Below are 24,889 nucleotides of genomic sequence, written 5' to 3'. Positions count from 1 at the left end.
GTCAGCCCTCCGAGGGGGCGAGGCGCGAAAGCTCCGCCTCGGTCGACTTGAGCAGGTCGTTCCAGGACGCCTCGAACTTCTCGACGCCCTCGTCCTCCAGCAGCTGTACGACCTCGTCGTACGAGATGCCGAGCTTCTTGATGGCGTCCAGGTCCGCGCGCGCCTGGTCGTAGCCGCCGGCGACGGTGTTGCCGGTGATCTCGCCGTGGTCGGCCACCGCTTCCAGCGTCGCCTCCGGCATGGTGTTCACCGTGTTCGGCGCCACCAGGTCGTCGACGTACAGCGTGTCCTTGAGCGACGGGTCCTTGACACCGGTCGAGGCCCACAGCGGACGCTGCTTGTTGGCCCGCGCCTTGTCCAGGGCCGCCCAGCGGTCGGAGGAGAAGACCTCCTCGTACGCCTCGTAGGCCAGGCGGGCGTTGGCCAGGGCGGACTTGCCCTTGGCGGCCTTCGCCTCGTCGGAGCCGATCGCGTCCAGACGCTTGTCGATCTCGGTGTCCACGCGGGACACGAAGAACGAGGCCACCGAGTGGATCTTGGAGAGGTCCAGGCCCGCGGCCTTCGCCTTCTCCAGGCCCGCCAGGTAGGCGTCCATGACCGCGCGGTAGCGCTCCAGCGAGAAGATCAGCGTCACGTTGACGCTGATGCCACGGCCGATCGTCTCGGTGATCGCCGGGAGGCCCGCCTTGGTGGCCGGGATCTTGATGAGCGTGTTCGGCCGGTCGACCAGCCAGGCCAGCTGCTTGGCCTCGGCGGTGGTGGCCAGGGTGTTGTGGGCCAGGCGCGGGTCCACCTCGATGGAGACCCGGCCGTCCTGGCCGTCGGTGGCGTCGAAGACCGGGCGCAGGATGTCGGCGGCGTCGCGGACGTCCGCCGTCGTGATCATGCGGACCGCTTCCTCGACGGTGACCTTGCGGGCGGCGAGGTCGGTGAGCTGCTGCTCGTAGCCGTCGCCCTGCGAGATCGCCTTCTGGAAGATCGACGGGTTGGTGGTGACGCCGACGACATGGCTCTGGTCGATCAGCTCGGCCAGGTTGCCGGACGTGATCCGCTTGCGCGACAGGTCGTCGAGCCAGATCGCCACGCCCTCGTCGGAGAGGCGCTTGAGTGCGTCTGTCATGAGTTGCATCTCCTACTAGTCGTATCTACCGGCGTCAGCGTGCTGCGGCTTCGAGAGATTCCCGCGCGGCGGCGGCCACGTGCTCGGGCGTGAAGCCGAACTCGCGGAACAGCACCTTCGCGTCGGCGGAGGCCCCGAAGTGCTCCAGCGAGACGATCCGGCCGGCGTCGCCCACGTAGCGGTACCAGGTCAGGCCGATGCCCGCCTCGACGGCGACGCGCGCCTTCACCGACGGCGGCAGCACGCTGTCCTTGTAACCCTGGTCCTGCTCCTCGAACCACTCGACCGACGGCATCGAGACCACCCGGGTCGGCACACCGGCCGCCTGGAGCTGCTCGCGCGCCTCGACGGCGACGTGCACCTCGGAACCGGTCGCGATGAGCAGCACCTGAGGCTCGCCACCTTCGGCCTCGAACAGGACGTAACCGCCCTTGGCCGCGTCCTCGTTCGCCTCGTACGTCGGCACACCCTGGCGGGTCAGCGCCAGACCGTGCGGGGTGCCCTTGCCGAACACCTTGGTGTAGCGGCGCAGGATCTCGCGCCAGGCGATGGCGGTCTCGTTGGCGTCGGCCGGGCGCACGACGTTCAGGCCCGGGATGGCGCGCAGCGAGGCCAGGTGCTCGACCGGCTGGTGGGTCGGGCCGTCCTCGCCGAGGCCGATCGAGTCGTGCGTCCACACGTACGTCACCGGCAGGTGCATCAGTGCGGAGAGCCGCACCGCGTTGCGCATGTAGTCGGAGAACACCAGGAAGGTGCCGCCGTAGATGCGGGTGTTGCCGTGCAGTGCGATGCCGTTCATCGCGGCGGCCATCGCGTGCTCGCGGATGCCGAAGTGGATCGTCCGGCCGTACGGGTCGGCCTCCGGCAGCGGGTTGCCCGCCGGGAGGAACGACGACGTCTTGTCGATCGTGGTGTTGTTCGAGCCCGCGAGGTCGGCGGAGCCGCCCCACAGCTCGGGCACGATCTCACCGAGCGCCTGGAGGACCTTGCCGGAGGCGGCCCGGGTGGCCAGACCCTTGCCGGGCTCGAAGACGGGGAGCTTCTCCTCCCAGCCATCGGGCAGCTCGCCCGCGGCGATCCGGTCGAAGGAGGCGGCTCGCTCCGGGTTGGCCGTGCGCCACGCGGCGAACGACTTGTCCCACTCGGCACGGGCCTCGCGGCCGCGGTCCAGGGCCTCGCGGGTGTGGCCGATGACCTCGTCGGAGACCTCGAAGGTCTGCTCCGGGTCGAAGCCGAGGACCCGCTTGGTCGCCGCGACCTCGTCGTCGCCGAGTGCCGAGCCGTGCGCCGCCTCGGTGTTCTGCGCGTTCGGGGCGGGCCAGGCGATGATCGAGCGGGCCGCGATGAACGAGGGGCGCTCGGTCTCGGCCTTGGCCGCCTGCAGCGCCGCGTACAGACCCGCCGGGTCCAGGTCGCCGCTGGGCAGCTGGTCGACACGCTGGACGTGCCAGCCGTACGCCTCGTACCGCTTGATGGTGTCCTCGGAGACCGCGGTCTCCGTGTCGCCCTCGATGGAGATGTGGTTGTCGTCCCAGAGCAGGACCAGGTTGCCCAGCTTCTGATGCCCGGCCAGCGAGGACGCCTCGGCCGAGATGCCCTCCTGGAGGCAGCCGTCACCGGCGATGGCCCACACCATGTGGTCGAACGGGGAGGTGCCGGGGGCCGCCTCGGGGTCGAACAGGCCGCGCTCGTAGCGGGCGGCCATCGCCATGCCCACGGCGTTGGCGACACCCTGGCCCAGCGGCCCGGTCGTCGTCTCGACACCGGTGGTGTGGCCGTACTCCGGGTGGCCCGGGGTCTTGGAGCCCCAGGTGCGGAAGGCCTTCAGGTCGTCCAGCTCCAGCCCGTAGCCGGCCAGGTAGAGCTGGATGTAGAGCGTCAGGCTGGAGTGGCCGGCGGAGAGGACGAACCGGTCGCGACCGGTCCACTCGGCGTCCGCGGGGTCGTGCCGCATCACCTTCTGGAACAGGGTGTACGCGGCAGGAGCCAGGCTCATCGCCGTGCCCGGGTGGCCGTTCCCGACTTTCTGTACGGCGTCCGCAGCGAGGACGCGGGCGGTGTCCACGGCCCGCTGGTCCACATCGGTCCACTGGAGGTCTGTGGTGGTCGGCTTGATGCTCACCCTGAGTCAGGGCTCCTCTCCACTGTTGTAAACCGGTGACCGTTACCGCACCGGGCGCTGTCGAGCCTACCCCCGTTGCCGGGCGCACTTTCCGTGCACTTTCCAGGGTGTGGGCGACCCGTGGAGTTCGCCTCCCGGCGGAATGCACATCCGGCGAACAGTCACCCTCAACACGACCCCACCCCCGCGAAGGGCGGTGTATCCCCAACGTCTAGAGTGGTCGAGTTCGCGCAAGTCTTCACAAGGGCCTCCATGCCCGGAGCTTGCTGGGATTTCTCTGTCAGGGGTGTGCGTGACGGCCGTCGAGTCCCGACCCGCAGGGGTCGCCTTGACTCCCAGCCCAGGGGGCCATCGCCCGTTCGGGGCCCGCGTCAAGGCATTCGTGGCGCTTACCAAGCCACGGATCATCGAGCTGCTGCTCATCACCACCGTTCCGGTGATGTTCCTCGCTGCCCAGGGTGTGCCCGATCTGTGGCTCGTCCTCACGACCACCATCGGGGGATACCTCTCCGCGGGCGGCGCCAACGCGCTCAACATGTACATCGACCGGGACATCGACGCGCTGATGGACCGTACGTCCCAGCGCCCGCTGGTCACCGGCATGGTCAGCCCCCGCGAATGCCTGGCCTTCGGCATCGGCCTCGCGGTGTTCTCCACGCTCTGGTTCGGGCTGCTGGTCAACTGGCTCTCGGCCGCCCTCGCGCTCGGCGCGCTGCTCTTCTACGTCGTCGTCTACACGATGCTGCTGAAGCGCCGCACCTCCCAGAACATCGTCTGGGGCGGTATCGCGGGCTGCATGCCGGTCCTCATCGGCTGGTCGGCCGTGACGAACACGGTCTCCTGGGCCGCCGTCATCCTCTTCGCCGTCATCTTCTTCTGGACGCCGCCGCATTACTGGCCGCTCTCGATGAAGGTCAAGGACGACTACGCCCGGGTCGGCGTTCCGATGCTCCCGGTCGTCGCCACCAACCGGGTGGTCGCCAAGCAGATCGTCCTCTACAGCTGGGTGATGGTCGCGGTCTCGCTGCTGCTCACCCCGCTGGGCTACACCGGCTGGTTCTACACCGCGGTGGCGCTGCTCTCCGGCGGCGCCTGGCTCTGGGAGGCCCACGGCCTGCAGAACCGCGCCAAGGCCGGGGTGACCGGGGCCAAGCTCAAGGAGATGCGGCTCTTCCACTGGTCCATCACCTACGTCTCGCTCCTCTTCCTCGCCGTCGCGGTGGACCCCTTCCTCCGCTGACACCTCCGCTTCCGGCGTACGGGCGGGTCGCGTGGCACAAGCCACGCGACCCGCCCGTCGCCAGTTCATCTACCCGTCGGTAGCATCCTGTTCATGGCAGAGACGGCAGCAGACGCAGCGGACACCGAGCAGACCTCACGGACGGACGCCCGGAAGGCGGCGCGCGACGGGCGCAGGGCGGCGAAGCTCGCCCGCGAGATCGGCGCCTTCGCCAAGGAGCACGGCGGTGCGGAGGGACACCTCGCCTACATCGGCCAGGCGGGCGCCCGTATCGTCCTGGTCGGCCAGGACGGCGCCTGGGGCGACCTGGTGGCCCCGACCTACGCGGTGGCCGAGAGCGCGGCCGCGAAGTCCGGCATCACGATGCACGACGAGTTCGACGGCGAGTTCGCGCTCAAGGTCCGCACCGGCCCCTACGAGTGGTCCCGGATGGCCGGGATCCAGGTCGGCGGCCCGTCCAACGACCGCTGAGGCTTCCGCCCCCGGACGGTGTCCCGCCGGGGGCTCACCCGTTAGGCCGTGCGTAGACACGCCGTCCCAGGGAGCCCCCGGATGACCGACCCCGTGCCCGTGGCCGATCTGGTCGACCAGAACTGCCACGGAGTGCTCCGCACCGAGCTGGGCCTCGGCACCTTCGAGGCCCGGCTCGGCGCCGCCCGCGCCCCGGCCGCCCCCGGCACCACCCTCTTCGACACCCAGACCGGTTTCGCCGTACGCCGCTGGTGCCCGCCGTTGCTCGGCCTCGAAGCGCACTGCCCGCCCGCCTCCTATCTGGCCAGGCGGCGCGAACTGGGCGTCGCCGAGACCTCCCGCCGCCTGCTGCGCGCCACCGGGGTCTCCGCCCACCTCGTCGACACCGGCCTCCCCGGCGACCTCACGGGACCGGCCGAGCTGGCCTCGGCGGCCGGGTCCGACGCCCGGGAGATCGTCCGGCTGGAGGTCCTCGCCGAGCACGTCGCCGACACCTCGGGCACCGTCGACACCTTCCTCGTCAACCTCGGCGAGGCCGTGCACACCGCCGCCGCGTCGGCCGTCGCCCTCACCTCCGTCGGCGCCGCCCCGTACGCCGCCCCCGAGCCGCCGGGACCGGTCCGGGTGCGGGCGGCGGCCGGGCGCTGGCTGGCCCGGCGGGAGGCGGAGCGCCGGGCCGCCCGCCGGGGCGCGGCGGGCCGGGAGGGCGGCGGGGCGCCCGTCGAGCCGGAGCTGCTGGACCATCTGCGCTGGTCCGCGGTGGCCTGCGGGCTGCCGCTGCAACTGCGCCTGGGCACCGCGGACCCGGCCCGCCTCGCCGACTTCGCCGCCGCCACCGAGGGGCACGGCTGCGACCTCGTCCTCCTGCACGGCTACCCGTACCACCGGCAGACCGCCGCACTGGCAGGCCGGCATCCCCACGTCTACGCGGATCTCGGGGCCGTACCGGCGCGGACGGGGGCGCGGGCGGCGGCCGTGCTCGCGGAGGTCATGGAGCTGGCACCGTTCGGCAAGCTGCTCTTCTCCAGCGGGGCACAGGCCCTGCCGGAACTGCATCTGGTGGGCGCCCGTCAGTTCCGCGAGGCGCTGGGACGGGTGCTGGGCGCCTGGGTCGAGGACGGCGCGTGGACCCGGCAGGACGCGGCCAGGGTCGCCACGATGATCGGGTCGGGCAACGCACGCCGGGTGTACGGCCTGGGGTGAGGGGCCGGGACATGAGGAAGGGGCGGCAGGCCCCCCCGGTCCGCCGCCCCTCACCCGCCGTACGTGTGTCTGCTTCAGACGGCCGTCGCCGGTGCCGTCTCCGGCCGCTCGGCGGACGGGCCGGGCAGCGGCGCGGGCGTGTCGTCGCCACGCTCGCGCATGCTCAGGACGAGCCGGACCACGGCGATCAACAGGATGGCCGAGCCGAACATGTGGATGCCGACCAGGATCTCGGGGACGTCGCTGAAGTACTGCACGTAACCGATCGCGCCCTGGGCGAGCAGGACGAGCAGCAGGTCACGGGCGCGGGCCCGGGTGTCGGCGGGGGCGTCGACCACCCGCAGGGCCAGCCACATCGCGATGGCCAGCGCGCAGACCACCCAGGCGGCGATGGCGTGGACATGGGCGGCGGCCGACCAGTCCCACGGCATGCGCGGTACGTCGCTGCTGTCGCCGGCGTGCTTGCCGGAACCGGTCACCGAGGTGCCCAGCACGATCAGGACGACCGTGGTCGCCACGATCGCCCACGCCAGCCGGCGCACCGGCAGCGGGGTCCGAGGACGCGGCGAGCCGTCGCCCTCGCCGATCCGCACCCACGTGGTCACGGTGACCGCCAGGAGCACGTTGGCCAGCAGGAAGTGCCCGGCCACCGACCACGGGTTGAGTCCCGCCCAGACCGTGATCCCGCCGAGCACGGCGTTGCCCAGCACGATCCAGAACTGCGACCAGGCCAGCCTCGTCAGCTTGCGGCGGCGCGGCTTCATCGAACTGACGGCGATGATCGCCCAGCCGACCGCGGCCGACAGCACATACGTCAGCATCCGGTTGCCGAACTCGATCGCGCCGTGCAGCCCCTGCTCGGGCGTCGCGAACAGGCTGTCGTCGGTGCACTTGGGCCAGGTGTCGCAGCCGAGACCCGAACCGGTGAGCCGGACGGCCCCGCCGGTGATGATGATGAAGACGCTCATCACGACGGCGGAGAGCGCGGCGCGCTTCACCACCTTGGTGGACGGCGTCCAGCGCTTGGCGATGAGGGAGATGGGGGTTTCCACGCGGACCATCGTAGGACGGGGCTTGTGCGCGTTTTCACGAGGGGTGGGTACGCGTCTGCTTGCCCGGGATCGTCCCTGTTGCGGGCCCTACTCCCAGCGGAAGAACTTCGCCGCCGCGCCGAGCCCCAGCACCGCCCACACCGCGAGGATCCCGGCCTGGGCCCACGGCAGCGACGCGCCGTGCTGGAGGACGTCCCGCAGCCCCTCCGAGAGCGCCGAGACGGGCAGCAGCCCCAGCACCGACTGCACCGCGTCCGGGAACTTGTCCAGCGGCACGATGACCCCGCCGCCGACCAGCAGGAGCAGGAAGACCAGATTGGCGGCGGCGAGCGTCGCCTCCGCCTTCAGGGTCCCCGCCATCAGCAGCCCGAGCCCGGAGAACGCGGCGGTCCCGAGGACGAGGAGCAGCAGCACCGAGAGCGGGTTGCCCTCGGGCGACCAGCCGAGCGCGAAGGCGATCGCCGTCAGCAGCACGATCTGGAGCACCTCGGTGACCAGCACCGACAGCGTCTTCGCGGTCATCAGCGCCCAACGGGGCAGCGGGGAGGCCCCGAGCCGCTTGAGGACCCCGTACCGGCGTTCGAAGCCGGTGGCGATGGCCTGGCCGGTGAAGGCGGTGGACATCACGGCGAGCGCCAGGATGCCCGGGGCGAGGAAGTCGACCGACGCGCCCGCGCCGGTGTCCACGATGTCGACCGCGCTGAACAGCACCAGCAGCAGCGTCGGGATGATCACCGTCAGCAGCAGCTGCTCGCCGTTGCGCAGCAGCATCCGGGTCTCCAGCGCGGTCTGCGCGGCGATCATCCGGGGGAGCGGAGCGGCGCCGGGGCGCGGGGTGTAGGTACCGGCGCTCATGCGCGCAGCTCCTTGCCGGTCAGTTCGAGGAAGACGTCCTCCAGGGTGTGCCGCTCGACCGAGATGCCGTCGGGCATCACGCCGTGCTGGGCGCACCAGGAGGTCACGGTGGCCAGCAGCTGCGGGTCGACGCTCCCGGTGATCCGGTACGTCCCCGGCAGCGGCTCGGCGGCCCCGCAGCCGTCGGGCAGCGCCTTGAGGAGGGAGCCGAGGTCGAGCCCCGGCCGTCCGGTGAAGCGCAGGGTGTTCTCCGCGCCGCCCCGGCAGAGCTCCTCCGGGCTGCCCTGGGCGATGACCCGGCCCGCGTCGATGATCGCGACGTCGTCCGCGAGCGTTTCGGCCTCGTCCATGAAGTGGGTGGTCAGCACCACGGACACGCCGTCGGCGCGCAGCTCGCGGACCAGGTCCCAGGTGGACCGGCGGGCCTGCGGGTCGAGGCCGGCGGTCGGCTCGTCCAGGAAGACCAGCTCGGGCCGGCCGACGACCGCCAGGGCCAGGGAGAGCCGCTGCTGCTGGCCGCCGGAGAGCCGCCGGTAGGTGGTGCGGCCGCAGTCGCCGAGGCCGAGGCGCTCGATCAGGGCGTCCACGTCGAGGGGGTGGGCGTGCAGCCGGGCCATGTGCCGCAGCATCTCGTCGGCGCGGGCGCCGGAGTACACGCCGCCGGACTGGAGCATCACCCCGACCCGCGGACGCAGCCGCTCCGCGTCGGCGACCGGGTCGAGGCCGAGGACCCGTACGGTGCCGGCGTCGGGGCGGCGGTAGCCCTCGCAGGTCTCGATGGTGGTGGTCTTCCCGGCGCCGTTCGGGCCGAGGACGGCGGTCACCGCGCCGGCCGCGACGGCCAGATCGAGGCCGTTCACCGCGGTCTTCGCGCCGTACCGCTTCACCAGGCCGGTGACCTGTACGACGGGCTCGTTCTCCATGGCGCACCAGTCTAGGCAGCGGCCGGAGGGGGCCTTCCCGCGGGGCCAGATTAGGTAACCCTAAGTGACGAACCACACCGTAGATCGTTTCGGACCGTGGTTGTCAGGGTCGAATGAATTACGCAACAATGGTGTTGTGAAATACGACGGACGGGCTCCTCAGGAGGAACTCGCGACCGGTGAGCGCTCGACGCGCAACCGGGTCGCGCGCTCCATCCTGGACCACGGTCCCTCCACCGTCGCGGACCTCGCCAAGCGACTCGGCCTCACCCAGGCCGCCGTCCGCCGCCACCTGGACGCCCTCGTCTCCGACGATGTCGTCGAAGCCCGTGAACAGCGGGTGTACGGGGCACGGACCCGAGGCAGGCCCGCCAAGGTGTTCGCCCTGACCGACTGCGGCCGGGACGCCTTCGACCAGTCCTACGACAAGCTGGCCGCCGACGCCCTGCGCTTCATCGCCGAGTCCGGCGGGGACGAGGCGGTCATCGCCTTCGCCCGCGCCCGGATGGCCGCGATGGGCGAGGCGTACCGCGCGGCGGTCGAGGCCGCGGAGCCCGAAGGGCGCACCGAGGCCCTGGCCAAGGCCCTGTCCGCCGACGGGTACGCTGCTACGGCGCGAAGCGCGCCGGGCCCGCAGCAGGGCGAACAGCTGTGTCAGCACCACTGCCCGGTGGCGCATGTCGCCGAGCAGTTCCCACAGCTGTGCGAGGCGGAGACGGAATTCTTCTCCAGCCTCCTCGGGACCCATGTGCAGCGGCTGGCCACCCTCGCCCACGGCGACGGCGTGTGCACGACCTACGTGCCGCGAAGTGGCCACGCAGCACCCCCACAGACCACCCATTCAGCATCTGCAAGCACGGCCGGGAGGAACCCCGCATGACGCTCCCCACGGAGACTGCCCACCCTGAGCTCGAGGGTCTGGGTACGTACGAATTCGGCTGGGCCGACTCCGACGCGGCAGGCGCGGCGGCGAAGCGCGGTCTCTCCGAGGCTGTCGTCCGCGACATCTCGGAGAAGAAGAACGAGCCCGAGTGGATGCTGAAGCTGCGGCTCAAGGGCCTCAAGCTCTTCGACAAGAAGCCCATGCCCAGCTGGGGCTCGGACCTGTCGGGCATCGACTTCGACAACATCAAGTACTTCGTGCGCTCCACGGAGAAGCAGGCCGCCTCCTGGGAGGACCTGCCCGAGGACATCAAGAACACGTACGACAAGCTCGGCATCCCCGAGGCGGAGAAGCAGCGCCTCGTCGCCGGTGTCGCCGCGCAGTACGAGTCCGAGGTCGTCTACCACCAGATCCGCGAGGACCTGGAGGAGCAGGGCGTCATCTTCCTGGACACCGACACCGCGCTGAAGGAGCACCCGGAGCTCTTCAAGGAGTACTTCGGCACCGTCATCCCGGTCGGCGACAACAAGTTCGCCTCGCTGAACACGGCCGTGTGGTCCGGCGGTTCGTTCATCTACGTGCCCAAGGGCGTCCACGTGGACATCCCGCTCCAGGCCTACTTCCGTATCAACACGGAGAACATGGGCCAGTTCGAGCGGACGCTGATCATCGTCGACGAGGACGCCTACGTCCACTACGTCGAGGGCTGCACCGCCCCGATCTACTCCTCGGACTCGCTGCACAGCGCCGTGGTCGAGATCATCGTGAAGAAGGGCGGCCGCTGCCGCTACACGACCATCCAGAACTGGTCGAACAACGTCTACAACCTGGTCACCAAGCGGGCCGTGGCCTACGAGGGCGCGACCATGGAGTGGGTCGACGGCAACATCGGCTCCAAGGTCACCATGAAGTACCCGGCCGTCTACCTGATGGGCGAGCACGCCAAGGGCGAGACCCTGTCCATCGCCTTCGCGGGCGAGGGCCAGCACCAGGACGCCGGCGCCAAGATGGTCCACATGGCCCCGAACACCTCCTCGAACATCGTCTCGAAGTCGGTGGCGCGAGGCGGTGGCCGTACGTCCTACCGCGGACTGATCGAGATCGGCGAGGGCGCGCCGGGCGCGAAGTCCAACGTCCTCTGCGACGCTCTGCTCGTCGACACGATCTCCCGCTCGGACACCTACCCCTACGTCGACGTCCGCGAGGACGACGTGTCGATGGGCCACGAGGCGACCGTCTCCAAGGTCTCCGAGGACCAGCTCTTCTACCTCATGAGCCGCGGACTCACCGAGTTCGAGGCCATGGCGATGATCGTGCGCGGCTTCGTCGAGCCGATCGCCAAGGAGCTGCCCATGGAGTACGCCCTGGAGCTCAACCGGCTGATCGAGCTGCAGATGGAGGGTTCGGTCGGCTAGTCCTCGACCCGAGGACGACACGGGGCGGTCGCACGCGGCCGCCCCGGCCCCCGACCGAACCACCCCCCTTCTTGACTGAGAAAGCGAGCACTACGACAGCCATGGCTGAGGCTCAGAACACTCCGGTGGGCTCCACCACCGCCGGCTCCATCGCGGTCGCCGCCGAGTCGACCGTCGCCACCCGCATGAGCGCACCCCCGTCCTTCGACGTCGCGGACTTCCCCGTCCCGCACGGCCGCGAGGAGGAGTGGCGCTTCACGCCGCTGGAGCGCCTGCGCGGACTGCACGACGGCACCGCCGTCGCCACCGGCAGCGGCGTGAAGGTCGCCATCGAGGCCCCCGAGGGTGTCACCGTCGAGACCGTCGGCCGGGACGACTCCCGGCTCGGCAAGGCCGGCACGCCGGTGGACCGGGTCGCCGCCCAGGCGTACAGCTCCTTCGAGCAGGCCTCGGTCGTCACGGTCGCCAAGGAAGCCGTGCTCACCGAGCCGATCCGGATCGCCGTGCACGGCGAGGGCGGCACCGCCTTCGGCCACCAGCTCATCGAGCTGGGCGCCTTCGCCGAGGCCGTCGTCGTCATCGACCACACCGGTGACGCGGTGCTCGCCGCCAACGTCGACTACGTGCTGGGCGACGGCGCCAAGCTGACCGTCGTCTCCGTCCAGGACTGGGACGACACGGCCGTCCACGTCGGCCAGCACAACGCGCTGGTCGGCCGGGACGCCTCCTTCAAGTCGATCGTCGTCACCTTCGGCGGCGACGTCGTGCGCCTGCACCCCCGGGTCGCCTACGCGGCCACCGGCGGCGAGGCGGAGCTCTTCGGCCTGTACTTCACCGACAAGGGCCAGCACCAGGAGCACCGCCTCCTGGTCGACCACAACACCCCGCACTGCAAGTCCAACGCGGTGTACAAGGGCGCCCTCCAGGGCGACGGCGCACACGCCGTCTGGATCGGCGACGTCCTCATCCAGGCCGCTGCCGAGGGCACCGACACCTACGAGATGAACCGGAACCTCGTCCTCACCGACGGCGCCCGGGTCGACTCCGTGCCCAACCTGGAGATCGAGACCGGCGAGATCGTCGGCGCCGGCCACGCCTCGGCGACCGGCCGCTTCGACGACGAGCAGCTCTTCTACCTCCAGTCCCGCGGCATCCCGGCCGAGGAGGCCCGCCGCCTGGTCGTGCGCGGCTTCTTCGCCGAGCTGGTCCAGCAGATCGGCCTGCCGGACGTCGAGGAGCGGCTCATCGAGAAGATCGAGGCCGAGCTGAAGGCGTCCGTCTGATGTCCTTCGTCAAAGCCTGTGCGCTGAGTGAGCTGGAGGACGACACCCCCAAGCGGGTGGAGCTCGACGGCACACCCGTCTCCGTCGTCCGCACCGAGGGCGAGGTGTTCGCGATCAACGACATCTGCTCGCACGCGAACGTCTCCCTCTCGGAGGGCGAGGTGGAGGACTGCGCGATCGAGTGCTGGCTGCACGGATCCGCGTTCGACCTCCGCACCGGCAAGCCGTCCGGCCTTCCCGCGACGCGCCCCGTCCCCGTATACCCCGTAAAGATCGAAGGGGACGATGTGCTCGTCTCCGTCACCCAGGAGTCCTGAGTCACCCATGGCAACGCTTGAAATCCGCGACCTGCACGTCACCGTCGAGGCCGACAACGCCACGAAGGAGATCCTCAAGGGCGTCGACCTGACCGTGAAGCAGGGCGAGACCCACGCCATCATGGGCCCCAACGGGTCCGGCAAGTCCACCCTCGCGTACTCGCTCGCGGGTCACCCCAAGTACACGATCACCGGGGGCACGGTCACCCTGGACGGCGAGGATGTCCTGGAGATGTCCGTCGACGAGCGGGCCCGCGCCGGCCTGTTCCTCGCCATGCAGTACCCGGTCGAGATCCCCGGCGTCTCGGTCTCCAACTTCCTGCGCACCTCCGCCACCGCCATCCGCGGCGAGGCCCCCAAGCTGCGGACGTGGGTCAAGGAGGTCAAGGAGACGATGGCCGAGCTCCAGATGGACCCGGCCTTCGCCGAGCGCAACGTCAACGAGGGCTTCTCCGGCGGTGAGAAGAAGCGCCACGAGATCCTTCAGCTGGAGCTCCTCAAGCCGAAGATCGCCGTCCTGGACGAGACCGACTCCGGCCTGGACGTCGACGCGCTCAAGACCGTCTCCGAGGGCGTGAACCGGGTCCGCGCGACCGGCGAGGTCGGCACCCTGCTGATCACCCACTACACCCGCATCCTGAAGTACATCCAGCCCGACTTCGTGCACGTCTTCGCCAACGGCCGGATCGCGGCCTCCGGCGGCGCCGAGCTGGCCGACCAGCTGGAGAACGAGGGCTACGAGGCCTACACGAAGGGTGGCGCTTCCGCGTGACTGACGCCCGACAGGGGCTCTCCGGCCTCCTCGACACCGAGGCGATCCGCAAGGACTTCCCGCTCCTGGACCGCACGGTCCACGACGGCAAGAAGGTCGTGTACCTGGACTCCGCGGCGACCTCGCAGAAGCCGCGCCAGGTCCTCGACGCGCTCAACACGTACTACGAGCGCCACAACGCGAACGTGCACCGCGGCGTCTACACGATCGCCGAGGAGGCCACCGCGCTGTACGAGGGCGCCCGCGACAAGGTCGCCGCCTTCATCAACGCACCCAGCCGCGACGAGGTGATCTTCACGAAGAACGCCTCCGAGTCGCTGAACCTCGTGGCGAACATGCTCGGCTGGGCGGACGAGCCCTATCGGGTGGACCGCGACACGGAGATCGTCACCACGGAGATGGAGCACCACTCCAACATCGTGCCGTGGCAGCTGCTGGCGCAGCGCACCGGCGCGAAGCTGAAGTGGTTCGGCATCACCGACGACGGCCGGCTCGACCTGTCGAACATCGACGAGATCATCACCGAGAAGACGAAGATCGTCTCCTTCACGCTGGTCTCCAACATCCTGGGCACGGTCAACCCGGTCGAGCAGATCATCCGCCGCGCCCAGCAGGTCGGCGCGCTGGTCTGCATCGACGCCTCGCAGGCGGCCCCGCACATGGTGCTGGACGTGCAGGCGCTCCAGGCGGACTTCGTGGCCTTCACCGGCCACAAGATGGTCGGCCCGACGGGTATCGGCGTGCTGTGGGGACGGCAGGAGCTCCTGGAGGACCTGCCTCCGTTCCTCGGCGGCGGCGAGATGATCGAGACCGTGTCGATGCACTCGTCGACGTACGCCCCCGCTCCGCACAAGTTCGAGGCCGGTACGCCCCCGATCGCCCAGGCCGTCGGCCTCGGCGCGGCCGTGGACTACCTGACCTCGATCGGCATGGAGAAGATCCACAGCCACGAGAAGGCGATCACCGAGTACGCGCTGAAGCGTCTGCTGGAGGTCCCTGACCTGCGGATCATCGGTCCGACGACGGCCGAGGACCGCGGCGCGGCGATCTCCTTCACGCTCGGCGACATCCACCCGCACGACGTGGGCCAGGTCCTCGACGAGCAGGGCATCGCCGTCCGGGTCGGCCACCACTGCGCCCGCCCGGTCTGCCTGCGGTACGGAATTCCCGCGACGACGCGAGCGTCGTTCTATCTGTACTCCACGCCCGCCGAGGTCGACGCCCTGGTGGACGGCCTGGAGCACGTCCGGAACTTCTTCGGCTGAGGGCTGACTGGTGAAGCTTGATTCCATGTACCAGGAAGTGATCCTGGACCACTACAAGCACCCCCACGGGCGTGGCCTGCGGGACGGCGACGCCGAGGTGCACCACGTCAATCCGACGTGCGGCGACGAGATCACGCTCCGCGTGAAGTACGACGGCGAGACCATCGCCGACGTGAGCTACGAGGGCCAGGGCTGCTCCATCAGCCAGGCCTCCGCCTCCGTGCTGAACGAGCTGCTCGTCGGCAAGGAGCTGTCCCAGGCGCAGAAGATCCAGGACGCCTTCCTGGAGCTGATGCAGTCCAAGGGCCAGCTGGAGCCGGACGACGCGATGGAGGAGGTGCTGGAGGACGCCGTCGCGTTCGCCGGTGTCTCCAAGTACCCCGCCCGGGTCAAGTGCGCGCTGCTGAGCTGGATGGCGTGGAAGGACGCGACGGCCAAGGCGCTGTCCGAAGGGAAGACCGCATGAGCGACAACGAGACCGCGACCATGAAGCCGGCCTCCGAGGAGGAGGTCCGCGAGGCGCTGTACGACGTCGTCGACCCCGAGCTGGGCATCGACGTCGTCAACCTGGGCCTGATCTACGGCATCCACGTCGACGACGCCAACATCGCCACCCTCGACATGACCCTGACGTCCGCGGCCTGCCCGCTGACCGACGTCATCGAGGACCAGGCGAAGTCCGCCACGGACGGCATCGTCAACGAGCTCCGGATCAACTGGGTCTGGATGCCGCCGTGGGGCCCGGACAAGATCACCGACGACGGACGCGAGCAGCTCCGGGCGCTGGGGTTCAACGTCTGATCCCGCGCTAGAGCACCATGTGAACGGCCGTGCCCGCCGGTTCTGACCGGCGGGCACGGCCGTTTCCCTGCGGCAGGGCGTCAGACGTGGGCAGGCGGCGGCGGGCCGTACTGCTCGGGCAGCGTCGAACCCGCCGCCTCCGCCAGGACCGGGCCCAGGTTCTCCGTACGCATCCGGAGGTCGACGTAGAGCAGGCCGGTGACCAGCGGCGGGAAGATCGCCGTGAACAGCTGGGCGATCAGCTGGCTGATGAACGACAGCAGCATCAGACCGCCGAACAGGGCGATGAGCTCTCCGCCGCTCGGGTCGGCGCTCATGTCCTCGGGTTCGAAGAGGCCGGGGAGTATGCCGACCATCTGGAACGGCATCTGGATCGTGTAGCCGATCATGGACGCGAGCACGTAGGCGAGCAGTCCGACGCCGAAGACCCGCCACCACGTGCCGCGCACCAGCTGGGCCGAGCGGCGCAGGGCCGCGACCGGGCTCTGCCCCTCGAAGACCACCACCGTCGGGGCCAGGGAGAACCGCACCCAGAGCCAGACCGCGAACGGGCCGATGAGCAGCGCCCCGATGAGTCCGACGGCGATCAGCGGCATGACGCCGTCCTCGTCACCCAGCGAGACCGTGTAGATCATCAGCCCGGCGAAGCCGGCGAAGAAGAGTGCCATCGGGACGAGCATGATCAGCCCGCTCAGGAACACCGTGCCGATGACCGACCAGACCCGCGCCCAGGCCCGCTTCCAGACCTCGCCGAAGCGGATCGGCCGGCCCAGGACGGCCTCCTGGAGGACGACGGGCACCGCCGCCTGCACCACGGCCGACGCCAGCAGGTAGCTGATCATGCCGAGGACCATCAGCACACCGAACGCGACGCCCAGCGGGACCAGTTGCGCAGCGTCCGGGGACCCCGGGGAGTTGGACGTCAACTCGTCCCACTGGCTCGCGACGGCGGAGGCGGCCACCACCAGCGCGACGATCATCACGAGCGTCGCCGCGCCGAACAGCGTCAGCGCCATACCGATCAGCGGCTTCCAGTACCGCCCGAGCGTCGTGAAGGCGCCGCTGAGCATGTCCGAGATCCTCAGCGGCGCCAGGGGTATCACCCCCGGCTTGGGCGGTGCCGCCCATCCGCCGTGCCAGCCGCCGCCCGGTCCCTGCGCACCCCCGTGGAAGGGCCCCCCACCGTGAGGTGCGCCCCCGTACGGGCCGCCGCCCCACCCTGCATCCTGCGCCACTGCGTCTCCGTCGAGTCGTCGGCCCGGTCGGCCGGGCCGTTCGTTTTGTCGGCACACCGTAGCGCCCCCGACGCGGGCCGATGATATGTACGGCCGTACGCAACGTTGGGTACAGTCGTACACATGGGATACGCATACGGACTGCTCGCCGGCGCCATCGCGGCGGAGGTGGCCGGGACGACGGCCATGAAGTACAGCGAGGGCTTCACCCGGCTCTGGCCCTCGATCGGCACCGTGGTGGGCTACCTGATCGCCTTCACCCTGCTCGCCCAGACCCTCAGGACCCTCTCCGTGGGCACCGCGTACGCCATCTGGGCCGGCGTCGGCACCGCGGCCGTCGCCCTCATCGGGATCCTGTTCCTCGGCGAGTCCAGCAGCCTGGTCAAGATCGCGGGCATCGCCCTGATCGTCGCCGGGGTCGTCGTCCTGAACCTGGGAGGGGCCCACTGATGGCCCGCCGGTACGACCCCGGGCGGCGGACGCGGATCATCGACGCGGCGCTGACCGTGATCGCGGCCGACGGCATAGCCGGGCTCAGCCATCGCACCGTGGCCGCCGAGGCCGACGTGCCGCTCGGCTCGACCACCTACCACTTCGCCTCGCTCGACGAACTCCTCGTCGCCGCCCTGCGCCGCTGCAACGAGAACTTCGTCCAGGCGCTGCGCGCCAGCGGCCTCTTCGCCGAGGAGGGGGACGGCGAGCGGGGTGCGGCGGAGGCGGACCTCGCGGGGGAGCTGACCCGGCTGCTCGACCGGTGGTTCGCGGGTGAACGCGGAGCGATCGAGCTGGAGTACGAGCTGTACCTCGCGGCCCTGCGCCGCCCCGCGCTGCGCCCCGTCGCTGCCGAGTGGACCGAGGAGGCCGTCGCGCTGCTGTCCCGGCGCACCGATCCGGAGACCGCGCGGGCCCTCGTCGCGCTGATGGACGGCGTCTGCCTCCAGGTCCTGCTGACCGGGGGCACGTTCGACGCACCGTACACCCGCGTGATGCTGGAGCGGATCGTCGCGGGCGGCGACGCCTGACCCGCGAGCCGGTCCTGACCGGGCGGGCCCTCCCGGCCCCCGCTGCCATGCCTGACCCGCGAGCCGGTCCTGCCCCGGCCCCGGCCCGGCCCGGCTCGGTTCCGCTCTGCGGGCGGCGACGCCTGACCGCGTCGCGGCCCCGTCGGTCCGCCCCCCGGCAGTCCGCCCCCCCCTGTTGGTCCGTCCCCGTCGGCCCGCCCCCGTCAGTCCGTCCCTCGGCGCACCGCCTCCAGCGCCTCCCGCACGCTCGCCCCGATGTCCGTGATCGGGTACAGCACCTCGCGGATCGTCCGCTCCCGGTCCACCACCAGCGTCAGCCGTTTGAGCCTGCTCACGCCCGCTGCCCGGAACGTCGGCAGCCGCAGCGCCGCCGTCAGGGCCAGGTCCGCGTCCGAGAGCAGCGGGAAGCGCAGCCCCTCCTTCTCCGCGAACGCGCGCTGCTCGTCCGGGCGCTGCACGGACACCCCGTGCACCGTCGCGCCCGCCGCCGTGAACTCGGCCAACTGGTCGCGGTACGTGCACGATTCGAGGGTGCAGCCGCTCGCCCCCGGGATCCCCGCCCAGCCCGGCGGATAGGCGGCGCGGGTGGCGTAGGCGCTCGGGAAGCAGTACAGGACGGTGTACGGGGTGTCGGCGACCGGGTCGCGGAGCCGGCCGTCGTTCCCCGGCAGCAGCAGCTCCGGCAGCCGCGTTCCCTTGAGCGCCCGCACCCGGGCCGCCTCCTGCGAGGCCTCCGCCGTCGTCGCCATCGTCTCCCCTTCGCCCAGTACCCAGGTGTCGCCCCAGTCCTGGAGCGCGATCAGCACGGGCAGCAGGGCCCGGCCGCGCGGGGTGAGGCGGTACTCGTACCGGACCGGGCGGTCGTGGTACGGCTCCCGCGCCAGCACACCGGCGTCTACCAGGAGCCGCAGCCGCTCGGTCAGCACCTTGCGCGAGACGCCCAGCTCCTGCTGGAGTCCGTCGAACCGGTGCACTCCGCGCGCGGTGTCCCGCACGATCAGCAGCGTCCACCAGTCGCCCACGACGTCGAGCGCCTGGGCGATCGAGCAGTCGGCGTCGGCCAGGCTGGTGCGCTGGGGCATGGTCGTCCTCCGGTTGTGGCCGCTGTCCGCCCCGCCCACCCCGCCGGGGCCTTTCGGTTGACCCCGATGGAATCATGCTGCCATAGTCCGTTCCCATAAGGAACTCACTGCGACGCGCAGGGGGGCGTCAGGAGTCCTCAGGAGTCGTACGAGGGGGCGGGGGGATGGGCATGGTGCGCGGAGTGCCGAGGACGGTACGGCTGCTGGCGCTCGGGGGGTTCCTCAACGCCGTCGTGAGCTTCACCTTCGTCTATCTCTTCGTGTACCTCGTCGGGCCGCGCGGTCTGAGCGTCACCCAGGCCGGAGTGATCAGCGGCGTCGGCGGTATCGGCCTGGTCGCGGGGAACTTCACCGGCGGCTGGTTCGGCGACCGGTTCGGACACCGCCGCGCCCTGCTGACCGGCGCCTGCGTGAGCGGCGCGGCGCTCGTCGTCCTGCCCCTCCTGCCGGTCGCCGCCCTGTACGCGGTGCTCCCGGTCGCCCAGTACGCGGCGGGCGTCGTCCGCGCCGCCAACGCCGCCCTCGTCGCGGTCTCCGTACCCGAGGGCGGAAGCCGCCGCCAGAGCTTCGCCCTCTTCCGGTTCGCCTCCAACGGCGGCTTCGCCATCCGCCCGCCGCTCGGCGCCCTGGTCGCCACCCGCTTCTCGTACGACTGGCTCTTCGTCGCCGACGGCCTCGGCACCCTGCTCTTCGCGCTCTACGCCGCCCGGATCCTGCCCGCCCGCGGCAGCGCCCACGCGGTGCGCTCCCACGACCCGGACGCCCCGGGCCTCCGGAGCGAACTGCGGGCCAGACCCGCCGTCCTGGTGCTGCTCGCCGTGATCGTGGTCGTCGACACCGTCTACCGGCAGCAGTACTCCACCCTGCCGGTCTTCCTCGCCGACCACGGGCACACCACCCAGCTCTACGGCTGGCTGCTCGCCATCAACGGCGGCGTCATCCTCTGCCTCGAACTGCCCGCCGCCCACGCCCTGCGCCGCCGCACCCCGCTGGGCCTCGTCGGCGCCGGACTCCTGCTCGTCGGGCTCGGCTACGCCGTCCTGATCACCGGCGCCGGCGCGCTCTTCGCCGTCACGATGATGCTCTCCCTGACCCTCGGCGAGATCCTCTACAAGACCCCCGCCACCGCCTACGTCGCCGACCAGGCGCCGGGCCACGCCCAGGGCCGCTTCCAGAGCCTGTACGCGGGTGCGTCGATCAGCGGGCAGGTGCTCGCCCCGCCGCTCGGGGCCGCTCTGTACGCGGCGTCCCCGGGGCTGCTCTGGCCGGTATGCGCCCTGCTCGCGGCGGCCGCCGGGGGAGCGGTGCTGGCGGCGCGGCGGCTGCCCGGGCCCAGGGAGCGGGTACCGGTGGCGGGAAAGGGGCCGCACGCTGAGACCGGTTCGCCCGAGCGGGCCCCGGCCGGTTAGGTTGCTGTTCATGACCGACACGACTTCCCAGGGCTCTGCCCGCACCACCGGCGCCGTCGCCGCCGGCCTCGCCACCGTCGCCGGTGACGGCACCGTCCTCGACACCTGGTTCCCCGCCCCCGAGCTGACCTCCGACCCCGGCCCGGCGGGTACGCAGCGGCTCACCCCGGACGAGGCCGTCAACCGGCTCGGCGAGGGCGCCGCCAAGGCGATCGGCGTGGACGCCCGGCGCGGCGTCGAGATCGTCGCCGTGTCCACGGTCATCTCCTCGCTCGACGACAAGCCGCTCGACGCGCACGACGCCTACCTGCGTCTGCACCTGCTCTCGCACCGGCTCGTCCAGCCGCACGGCCAGAACCTCGACGGCCTCTTCGGGCTGCTCGCCAACGTCGCCTGGACCTCGCTCGGCCCGGTCGCCGTCGACGACCTGGAGCGCGTGCGGCTCAACGCCCGCGCCGAGGGCCTGCACCTCCAGGTCACCTCGGTCGACAAGTTCCCGCGCATGACGGACTACGTCGCCCCCCAGGGCGTCCGCATCGCCGACGCCGACCGCGTCCGGCTCGGCGCGCACCTCGCCGCCGGGACCACCGTCATGCACGAGGGCTTCGTCAACTTCAACGCGGGCACCCTCGGCACCTCCATGGTCGAGGGCCGGATCTCCGCGGGCGTCGTCGTCGGCGACGGCTCCGACATCGGCGGCGGCGCGTCCACCATGGGGACCCTCTCCGGCGGCGGCAAGGAGCGCATCATCATCGGTGAGCGCTGCCTGGTCGGCGCGGAGGCGGGCGTCGGCATCGCGCTGGGCGACGAGTGCGTCGTCGAGGCCGGTCTGTACGTCACCGCCGGTACGCGCGTCACGCTGCCGGACGGCCAGGTCGTCAAGGCCCGCGAGCTGTCCGGCGCCTCGAACATCCTCTTCCGCCGCAACTCGGTCACCGGCACCGTCGAGGCCCGCCCGAACAACGCGGTCTGGGGCGGCCTGAACGAGGTCCTGCACGCCCACAACTGACCTGTTCGCCAGGGGGCGTCCGGACTCGATCCGCCGGGCGGTCCTCTAGGCCGCGAGGAGTTCCTCGTACGCCTTCCGCAGCCCGTCGGCCGCCTCGCGCCCGGCGGGCTGCAGCGGTTCCCGGACCGGGCCCGCGTCCAGGAGGGCCTTGGCCGTGACGGTTCCGGGCAGCCCGCTCGCCATCATCAGCTCGACGAGCCGGGCCGTGAGCCCGTTGAGCCGGGCCGCCTCGTCGGTGCGGCCCGCGTCGAACGCGTCCAGCGGTGCCCGCACCTGGCGCGGGGCCACGTTCGCGACCGTACTGACACAGCCCGCGCCGCCCACCGCGTACAGCGGAAGGTTGAGCTCCTCGCAGCCCGAGTAGTACGCCAGCGAGGTGCGGGCCAGCACCTTCGTCGCGCCGAGCAGGTCGTAGGAGCAGTCCTTCACCGCCACCACCCGCGGGTGCTCCGCCAGCCGCAGCAGGGTCTCCGGCTCGATCCGGACGCCGGTGCGGCCGGGGATGTCGTAGACCATCAGCGGCAGACCGGTGGACTCGGCCACCCGCAGGACGTACGCCTCGACGGCGGCCTGCGGCGGGCGGCTGTAGTACGGGCTCACCACCAGCAGCCCGTCCGCGCCCGCATCCTCGGCCTCCCGGGCCAGGCGCAGGGTGGCCGCGGTGTCCGGGCCCCCGACGCCGGAGAGCAGCGGCACCCCGTCGCCGATCTCGGCCCGGACGGCCCGCAGCAGGGCGGACTTCTCGGCGTCCGTCGTGGTGGGGGACTCGCCGGTGGTGCCGCTGAGGACGATCCCGTCGCAGCCCTCGGCCACCAGGCGCGCGGCGTGCGCGCGGGCGGCGTCCGGGTCCAAGAACCCGGCGGCGGTGAAGGGCGTGATCATGGCGCAGAGCGTGCGGCCGAAGGGGCGCGGTGCGGTGGCGGTCATCGGGGAAGTCTCGACGCCCGGAACCATGAAGGTCCACTTAGATCTCCTTGTGGTGAACGGCAAGAGCTGCTGAAGAGTGCGGTGACCGCTGCTGTTCCTCTGACAAGATCGACCGCGCGGACGACCGGCCGCGGCGAGGGGTGGGCGACATGAACGAGCGCGTACGGGTACGGAGACGGGTCCGGGTGGCCCTGCTGACGGCCACGCTGACGGCACTGACCGGCTGCTCCGGCTTCCTCGTCCCGGCCGGCGAGGGCGAACGGCCGGACCCCGCCCCGTCCGCCTCCGCGCCCCGTGCCGAGACGCTGCCCCCGACCCCCGCACCCGGCGCGGACGCCCCCGCCCAGGGCGCCCCGGCGCAGACCGGCCCGACCGCCGCCCCGCCCGGGACGTGCCCCTCCTCCGGAGTCGTCGTCGACATGGGCCCGGTGGAGACCGGAATGATGCACCGGGCCGTCGTGCTCACCCTCACCAACTGCGGCCGCAAGCCCTACGCCGTCGACGGCTACCCATGGGTCCAGGCCCTCGGCGAGGACGGCAACCCGCTCCCCGTGAAGGTCAACGAGGACGGCTCGTACTTCGGCAGCGACCCGGGCCCGAAGAAGCTCCTGCTCGACCCCGGTCTGACCGTGAAGTCGATCCTCGCCTGGGTCTCCACACCCGAGGGCGGCGACCTCATCGAGGGCGACGCCCTGGCGATCTCGGCCGCCCCCGGTCTCCCGGTGCGGGTCTTCCCGCTGGAAGGGCACGACATCCGGCTGATGGACGAACTCAACACGACGGCCTGGCGCACCGAACTCAGCGGCTGACAGCGGGGTCGGTCGTCGGGACGGTGTGGGTGACCCAGGCCGCGCCCGCCGCAGCCCCGGGCCGCACGTGCAGAAAGAAGGCCGGGGGCTCGTCCGGATAGCCGGGCACGCCCTCCCGCAGCACCAGTCCGCTCTGCCGGTACGTGCTCGGCGCGACGGCCACCGTGCTGCCCGCGAAGGGCGCCGTCACCGGGCGGTGCACGTGGCCCGCCAGCACCCGGACGACCCGGGGATGCGCGGCGACCACCCCGGCCAGCGCGGGGCCGTCCGCCAGACCCATCGCGTCCAGGAACGGGATGCCGACCGGAACCGGCGGATGGTGCAGGCAGACGAGCGCCGGTACGCCGGGGCGCCGGGCGAGGGCCCGGTCCAGCCAGGCCACCTGCCCGGAACCCAGGCGTCCGCCCGGCGAACCGGAGACCCATGAGTCCAGGACCACGACCGTGAACGCCGGGTGCTCGACCAGGTACGACGTCTCCGTCCCTCCGCCCAGGAAGCGCGTCCCGCCGAACCCGCCCACGAGCGCCTCGGGCCCATCGTGATTCCCCGTCACCAGATGCAGGGGCAGCGGGAACGCGTCGATCTCCGCGCGCAGCGCCGCATACTCGCCCGGCTCCCCGCGCTCGGTGAGATCACCGGTGATCACGGCACAGTCCGGGAGCGGGTCCAGGGCGAGCACCCGGCCGAGGGCGGCCCGTAACCCCGCCGCCGGGGCCGCCGCCCCGGGGCCGATGGTGATGTGCGGGTCGCTCAAGTGGGCCACGGAGAGGGTCATTTCCGCACCCTTCCCCGGCGCCGGAGGACCGCACCCGCACCCGCTCACGCCCTGGGCGAACGGAGTCCGGCCGCATCCGGCGGAACGGCCTTGACCTCAACCGGACTTGAGGTGTGAACGTGGGTGGTCAAGCGCACCGAGCGGTGCGCGGGAGAGGGGAACACCATCATGACCACGCACGTCACCGACCGCCCCGACCCGGCCCGCACCGATGCCGGGATCGCCAAGGCCAGCACCTGGAACGTCGGGACACCGCAGCGGCAGCAGGAGGCCGTCGACGCGATCCGGAAGGTGTGGGGCAGCCGGGAATGGCCGCATCCCGGGCTGCTCTCCTACAGCGTCCACGCCGGGGAGGACGGCGCGACCCTGCTGCACTACTCCCAGTGGACCGGCGAACAGGCCTACCAGGACTTCGTACGGGAGGGGCGTGACACCCGCAACGCCGAGATCGACGCGGCCGTCCCCGGCATCGAACGCCTCGGGCTGCACACGTACGAGCTGTACCGCTCCGGACTGCGGGCCGAGGGCGACACCCGGGAGACCGGCTGCGTCGTCATCGTCGACGTCGAGTTCGACGGGCCCGACGCGGCGCGCCAACGCGACTGGGTGGACAGCGTGTTCGAGGCGCTGGGGCAGGAGGAGAGCCTGCCCGCCGGCGGCATCGCCGCACACTTCCATGTCGGCACCGACGGCACCCGGGTCCTCAACTACGCCGAGTGGGAGAGCGCCGAGCACCACATCGCGGCTCTCGCCGCACCCGGCGAAGGCGTCGGATCCCCGTCCCCGCTCTGGGAACGCGTCCAGAAGTACCCGGGCATGACCGGCGGCGGCGTGCACCGCTACACGCCCGCGCTCAGCATGGAACCGGGCGGAGGCGCCTGAGGGGGAGGGCAGGCTGC

General features: G+C 71.4%; 26 protein-coding genes. 17 read left to right on the top strand and 9 right to left on the bottom strand.

All coding sequences use genetic code 11. The features are described from left to right. Position 1: 1 nt before the first annotated feature. Together tal and tkt are read right to left on the bottom strand one after the other, a co-directional pair. Entirely contained in the window at positions 2-1,120 is a 1,119-nt protein-coding gene (gene tal / locus WQO_RS07410; RefSeq protein ID WP_010061288.1) for a transaldolase, read from the bottom strand. 34 nt (positions 1,121-1,154) lie between these two features. After that, on the bottom strand, positions 1,155-3,242 hold the full coding sequence (tkt, locus tag WQO_RS07405; RefSeq protein WP_010061289.1) for a transketolase: 2,088 nt from the start codon (positions 3,240-3,242) through the stop codon (positions 1,155-1,157). A 286-nt stretch (positions 3,243-3,528) separates the two neighbouring features. Here tkt and WQO_RS07400 point away from each other — a divergent pair, with 286 nt between their 5' ends. The 3 genes from WQO_RS07400 (at position 3,529) to WQO_RS07390 (ending at position 6,156) form a co-directional block, all read left to right on the top strand. Beyond that, positions 3,529-4,482, top strand: a complete 954-nt coding sequence (locus tag WQO_RS07400; protein WP_029182345.1) for a heme o synthase — start codon at positions 3,529-3,531, stop codon at positions 4,480-4,482. Positions 4,483-4,575: 93 nt separating this feature from the next. Beyond that, on the top strand, positions 4,576-4,953 hold the full coding sequence (locus WQO_RS07395) for a hypothetical protein (RefSeq protein WP_010061293.1): 378 nt from the start codon (positions 4,576-4,578) through the stop codon (positions 4,951-4,953). A gap of 81 nt (positions 4,954-5,034) precedes the next feature. Beyond that, positions 5,035-6,156 (top strand): amidohydrolase family protein, encoded by a 1,122-nt coding sequence (locus tag WQO_RS07390; protein ID WP_010061295.1) that lies wholly within the window; start codon positions 5,035-5,037, stop codon positions 6,154-6,156. Between the two features lie 74 nt (positions 6,157-6,230). On the opposite strand, the gene WQO_RS07385 is transcribed toward WQO_RS07390, so the two are convergent. The 3 genes from WQO_RS07385 to WQO_RS07375 all read right to left on the bottom strand — a co-directional run bounded on the left by WQO_RS07385 (position 6,231) and on the right by WQO_RS07375 (position 8,986). Next, positions 6,231-7,217 (bottom strand): COX15/CtaA family protein, encoded by a 987-nt coding sequence (locus WQO_RS07385; protein WP_010061297.1) that lies wholly within the window; start codon positions 7,215-7,217, stop codon positions 6,231-6,233. A 78-nt stretch (positions 7,218-7,295) separates the two neighbouring features. Next, positions 7,296-8,063: an ABC transporter permease gene (locus WQO_RS07380; protein WP_058953904.1), complete on the bottom strand. Its 768-nt coding sequence runs from the start codon at positions 8,061-8,063 to the stop codon at positions 7,296-7,298. Then, a complete protein-coding gene (locus tag WQO_RS07375; protein ID WP_010061301.1) occupies positions 8,060-8,986 on the bottom strand; it encodes an ABC transporter ATP-binding protein in 927 nt (308 codons plus the stop codon). The genes WQO_RS07380 and WQO_RS07375 overlap by 4 nt, the downstream gene beginning before the upstream one ends. A gap of 136 nt (positions 8,987-9,122) precedes the next feature. Between WQO_RS07375 and WQO_RS07370 the strand changes: the two genes are divergently transcribed. The 8 genes from WQO_RS07370 (at position 9,123) to WQO_RS07335 (ending at position 15,722) form a co-directional block, all read left to right on the top strand. Then, entirely contained in the window at positions 9,123-9,866 is a 744-nt protein-coding gene (locus WQO_RS07370) for a helix-turn-helix transcriptional regulator (RefSeq protein ID WP_010061303.1), read from the top strand. Continuing rightward, positions 9,863-11,284, top strand: a complete 1,422-nt coding sequence (sufB, locus tag WQO_RS07365; RefSeq protein WP_010061305.1) for a Fe-S cluster assembly protein SufB — start codon at positions 9,863-9,865, stop codon at positions 11,282-11,284. Before WQO_RS07370 ends, sufB begins: the two co-directional genes overlap by 4 nt. Before the next feature lie 101 nt (positions 11,285-11,385). Then, a complete protein-coding gene (gene sufD / locus WQO_RS07360; protein WP_029182346.1) occupies positions 11,386-12,567 on the top strand; it encodes a Fe-S cluster assembly protein SufD in 1,182 nt (393 codons plus the stop codon). Then, a complete protein-coding gene (locus WQO_RS07355) occupies positions 12,567-12,884 on the top strand; it encodes a bifunctional 3-phenylpropionate/cinnamic acid dioxygenase ferredoxin subunit (RefSeq protein WP_010061308.1) in 318 nt (105 codons plus the stop codon). The genes sufD and WQO_RS07355 overlap by 1 nt, the downstream gene beginning before the upstream one ends. Positions 12,885-12,891: 7 nt before the next feature. Then, positions 12,892-13,656 (top strand): Fe-S cluster assembly ATPase SufC, encoded by a 765-nt coding sequence (gene sufC / locus WQO_RS07350; protein ID WP_010061309.1) that lies wholly within the window; start codon positions 12,892-12,894, stop codon positions 13,654-13,656. Beyond that, the gene (locus tag WQO_RS07345; RefSeq protein ID WP_010061310.1) at positions 13,653-14,921 is read left to right on the top strand and encodes a cysteine desulfurase; all 1,269 of its coding nucleotides are present in this window, start codon (positions 13,653-13,655) and stop codon (positions 14,919-14,921) included. Before sufC ends, WQO_RS07345 begins: the two co-directional genes overlap by 4 nt. Positions 14,922-14,931: 10 nt before the next feature. Further along, the gene (gene sufU / locus WQO_RS07340; protein WP_010061311.1) at positions 14,932-15,387 is read left to right on the top strand and encodes a Fe-S cluster assembly sulfur transfer protein SufU; all 456 of its coding nucleotides are present in this window, start codon (positions 14,932-14,934) and stop codon (positions 15,385-15,387) included. Then, complete coding sequence (locus WQO_RS07335) at positions 15,384-15,722, top strand: metal-sulfur cluster assembly factor (RefSeq protein ID WP_003969897.1); 339 nt, start codon at positions 15,384-15,386, stop codon at positions 15,720-15,722. The genes sufU and WQO_RS07335 overlap by 4 nt, the downstream gene beginning before the upstream one ends. Positions 15,723-15,802: 80 nt before the next feature. Here the strand turns inward: WQO_RS07335 and WQO_RS07330 are convergent, their stop codons facing one another. Next, the gene (locus tag WQO_RS07330) at positions 15,803-16,792 is read right to left on the bottom strand and encodes a DUF7847 domain-containing protein (RefSeq protein ID WP_010061312.1); all 990 of its coding nucleotides are present in this window, start codon (positions 16,790-16,792) and stop codon (positions 15,803-15,805) included. 288 nt (positions 16,793-17,080) lie between these two features. Between WQO_RS07330 and WQO_RS07325 the strand changes: the two genes are divergently transcribed. After that, complete coding sequence (locus WQO_RS07325) at positions 17,081-17,407, top strand: DMT family transporter (protein WP_010061314.1); 327 nt, start codon at positions 17,081-17,083, stop codon at positions 17,405-17,407. Continuing rightward, complete coding sequence (locus WQO_RS07320; protein WP_010061316.1) at positions 17,407-17,979, top strand: TetR/AcrR family transcriptional regulator; 573 nt, start codon at positions 17,407-17,409, stop codon at positions 17,977-17,979. Before WQO_RS07325 ends, WQO_RS07320 begins: the two co-directional genes overlap by 1 nt. A gap of 203 nt (positions 17,980-18,182) precedes the next feature. On the opposite strand, the gene WQO_RS07315 is transcribed toward WQO_RS07320, so the two are convergent. Beyond that, positions 18,183-19,061, bottom strand: coding sequence for a winged helix-turn-helix transcriptional regulator (locus WQO_RS07315; RefSeq protein WP_010061318.1), 879 nt, complete (start codon positions 19,059-19,061; stop codon positions 18,183-18,185). Positions 19,062-19,225: 164 nt separating this feature from the next. Between WQO_RS07315 and WQO_RS07310 the strand changes: the two genes are divergently transcribed. After that, a complete protein-coding gene (locus tag WQO_RS07310; RefSeq protein ID WP_058953903.1) occupies positions 19,226-20,470 on the top strand; it encodes an MFS transporter in 1,245 nt (414 codons plus the stop codon). Positions 20,471-20,480: 10 nt separating this feature from the next. Next, the gene (dapD, locus tag WQO_RS07305; protein WP_010061322.1) at positions 20,481-21,479 is read left to right on the top strand and encodes a 2,3,4,5-tetrahydropyridine-2,6-dicarboxylate N-succinyltransferase; all 999 of its coding nucleotides are present in this window, start codon (positions 20,481-20,483) and stop codon (positions 21,477-21,479) included. Between the two features lie 45 nt (positions 21,480-21,524). On the opposite strand, the gene WQO_RS07300 is transcribed toward dapD, so the two are convergent. Next, on the bottom strand, positions 21,525-22,406 hold the full coding sequence (locus WQO_RS07300; RefSeq protein ID WP_029182347.1) for a 4-hydroxy-tetrahydrodipicolinate synthase family protein: 882 nt from the start codon (positions 22,404-22,406) through the stop codon (positions 21,525-21,527). A gap of 149 nt (positions 22,407-22,555) precedes the next feature. Between WQO_RS07300 and WQO_RS07295 the strand changes: the two genes are divergently transcribed. Continuing rightward, positions 22,556-23,215, top strand: a complete 660-nt coding sequence (locus WQO_RS07295) for a DUF4232 domain-containing protein (RefSeq protein ID WP_032748617.1) — start codon at positions 22,556-22,558, stop codon at positions 23,213-23,215. On the opposite strand, the gene WQO_RS07290 is transcribed toward WQO_RS07295, so the two are convergent. Continuing rightward, positions 23,205-23,990: a metallophosphoesterase gene (locus WQO_RS07290; RefSeq protein WP_010061327.1), complete on the bottom strand. Its 786-nt coding sequence runs from the start codon at positions 23,988-23,990 to the stop codon at positions 23,205-23,207. The two genes, WQO_RS07295 and WQO_RS07290, sit on opposite strands and share 11 nt — an antisense overlap. 168 nt (positions 23,991-24,158) lie before the next feature. On the opposite strand from WQO_RS07290, the gene WQO_RS07285 reads away from it, so the two are divergent. Further along, positions 24,159-24,872 carry an antibiotic biosynthesis monooxygenase gene (locus WQO_RS07285; protein WP_029182348.1) on the top strand — a complete coding sequence of 238 codons (714 nt, stop codon included), beginning with the start codon at positions 24,159-24,161 and terminating at the stop codon, positions 24,870-24,872. Positions 24,873-24,889 lie beyond the last annotated feature (17 nt).

This window comes from Streptomyces globisporus C-1027 (assembly GCF_000261345.2).
GTDB classification, from domain to species: Bacteria; Actinomycetota; Actinomycetes; order Streptomycetales; family Streptomycetaceae; genus Streptomyces; species Streptomyces pakalii.
This window is presented reverse-complemented; position numbering and strand designations above follow the sequence as displayed.

What these genes read in the sequence shown, in the direction of transcription:
- WQO_RS07295 (WP_032748617.1), top strand. Translation starts at nt 22,556, where the DNA reads ATGAACGAGCGCGTACGGGTACGGAGACGGGTCCGGGTGGCCCTGCTG.
- WQO_RS07290 (WP_010061327.1), bottom strand. Translation starts at nt 23,990, where the DNA reads ATGACCCTCTCCGTGGCCCACTTGAGCGACCCGCACATCACCATCGGC.
- tal (WP_010061288.1), bottom strand. Translation starts at nt 1,120, where the DNA reads ATGACAGACGCACTCAAGCGCCTCTCCGACGAGGGCGTGGCGATCTGG.
- WQO_RS07285 (WP_029182348.1), top strand. Translation starts at nt 24,159, where the DNA reads ATGACCACGCACGTCACCGACCGCCCCGACCCGGCCCGCACCGATGCC.
- WQO_RS07320 (WP_010061316.1), top strand. Translation starts at nt 17,407, where the DNA reads ATGGCCCGCCGGTACGACCCCGGGCGGCGGACGCGGATCATCGACGCG.
- WQO_RS07325 (WP_010061314.1), top strand. Translation starts at nt 17,081, where the DNA reads ATGGGATACGCATACGGACTGCTCGCCGGCGCCATCGCGGCGGAGGTG.
- WQO_RS07395 (WP_010061293.1), top strand. Translation starts at nt 4,576, where the DNA reads ATGGCAGAGACGGCAGCAGACGCAGCGGACACCGAGCAGACCTCACGG.
- WQO_RS07330 (WP_010061312.1), bottom strand. Translation starts at nt 16,792, where the DNA reads ATGCTCAGCGGCGCCTTCACGACGCTCGGGCGGTACTGGAAGCCGCTG.
- WQO_RS07390 (WP_010061295.1), top strand. Translation starts at nt 5,035, where the DNA reads ATGACCGACCCCGTGCCCGTGGCCGATCTGGTCGACCAGAACTGCCAC.
- WQO_RS07335 (WP_003969897.1), top strand. Translation starts at nt 15,384, where the DNA reads ATGAGCGACAACGAGACCGCGACCATGAAGCCGGCCTCCGAGGAGGAG.
- WQO_RS07355 (WP_010061308.1), top strand. Translation starts at nt 12,567, where the DNA reads ATGTCCTTCGTCAAAGCCTGTGCGCTGAGTGAGCTGGAGGACGACACC.
- WQO_RS07375 (WP_010061301.1), bottom strand. Translation starts at nt 8,986, where the DNA reads ATGGAGAACGAGCCCGTCGTACAGGTCACCGGCCTGGTGAAGCGGTAC.
- sufC (WP_010061309.1), top strand. Translation starts at nt 12,892, where the DNA reads ATGGCAACGCTTGAAATCCGCGACCTGCACGTCACCGTCGAGGCCGAC.
- WQO_RS07380 (WP_058953904.1), bottom strand. Translation starts at nt 8,063, where the DNA reads ATGAGCGCCGGTACCTACACCCCGCGCCCCGGCGCCGCTCCGCTCCCC.
- dapD (WP_010061322.1), top strand. Translation starts at nt 20,481, where the DNA reads ATGACCGACACGACTTCCCAGGGCTCTGCCCGCACCACCGGCGCCGTC.
- sufB (WP_010061305.1), top strand. Translation starts at nt 9,863, where the DNA reads ATGACGCTCCCCACGGAGACTGCCCACCCTGAGCTCGAGGGTCTGGGT.
- WQO_RS07300 (WP_029182347.1), bottom strand. Translation starts at nt 22,406, where the DNA reads ATGACCGCCACCGCACCGCGCCCCTTCGGCCGCACGCTCTGCGCCATG.
- WQO_RS07385 (WP_010061297.1), bottom strand. Translation starts at nt 7,217, where the DNA reads ATGGTCCGCGTGGAAACCCCCATCTCCCTCATCGCCAAGCGCTGGACG.
- WQO_RS07315 (WP_010061318.1), bottom strand. Translation starts at nt 19,061, where the DNA reads ATGCCCCAGCGCACCAGCCTGGCCGACGCCGACTGCTCGATCGCCCAG.
- sufD (WP_029182346.1), top strand. Translation starts at nt 11,386, where the DNA reads ATGGCTGAGGCTCAGAACACTCCGGTGGGCTCCACCACCGCCGGCTCC.
- WQO_RS07310 (WP_058953903.1), top strand. Translation starts at nt 19,226, where the DNA reads ATGGGCATGGTGCGCGGAGTGCCGAGGACGGTACGGCTGCTGGCGCTC.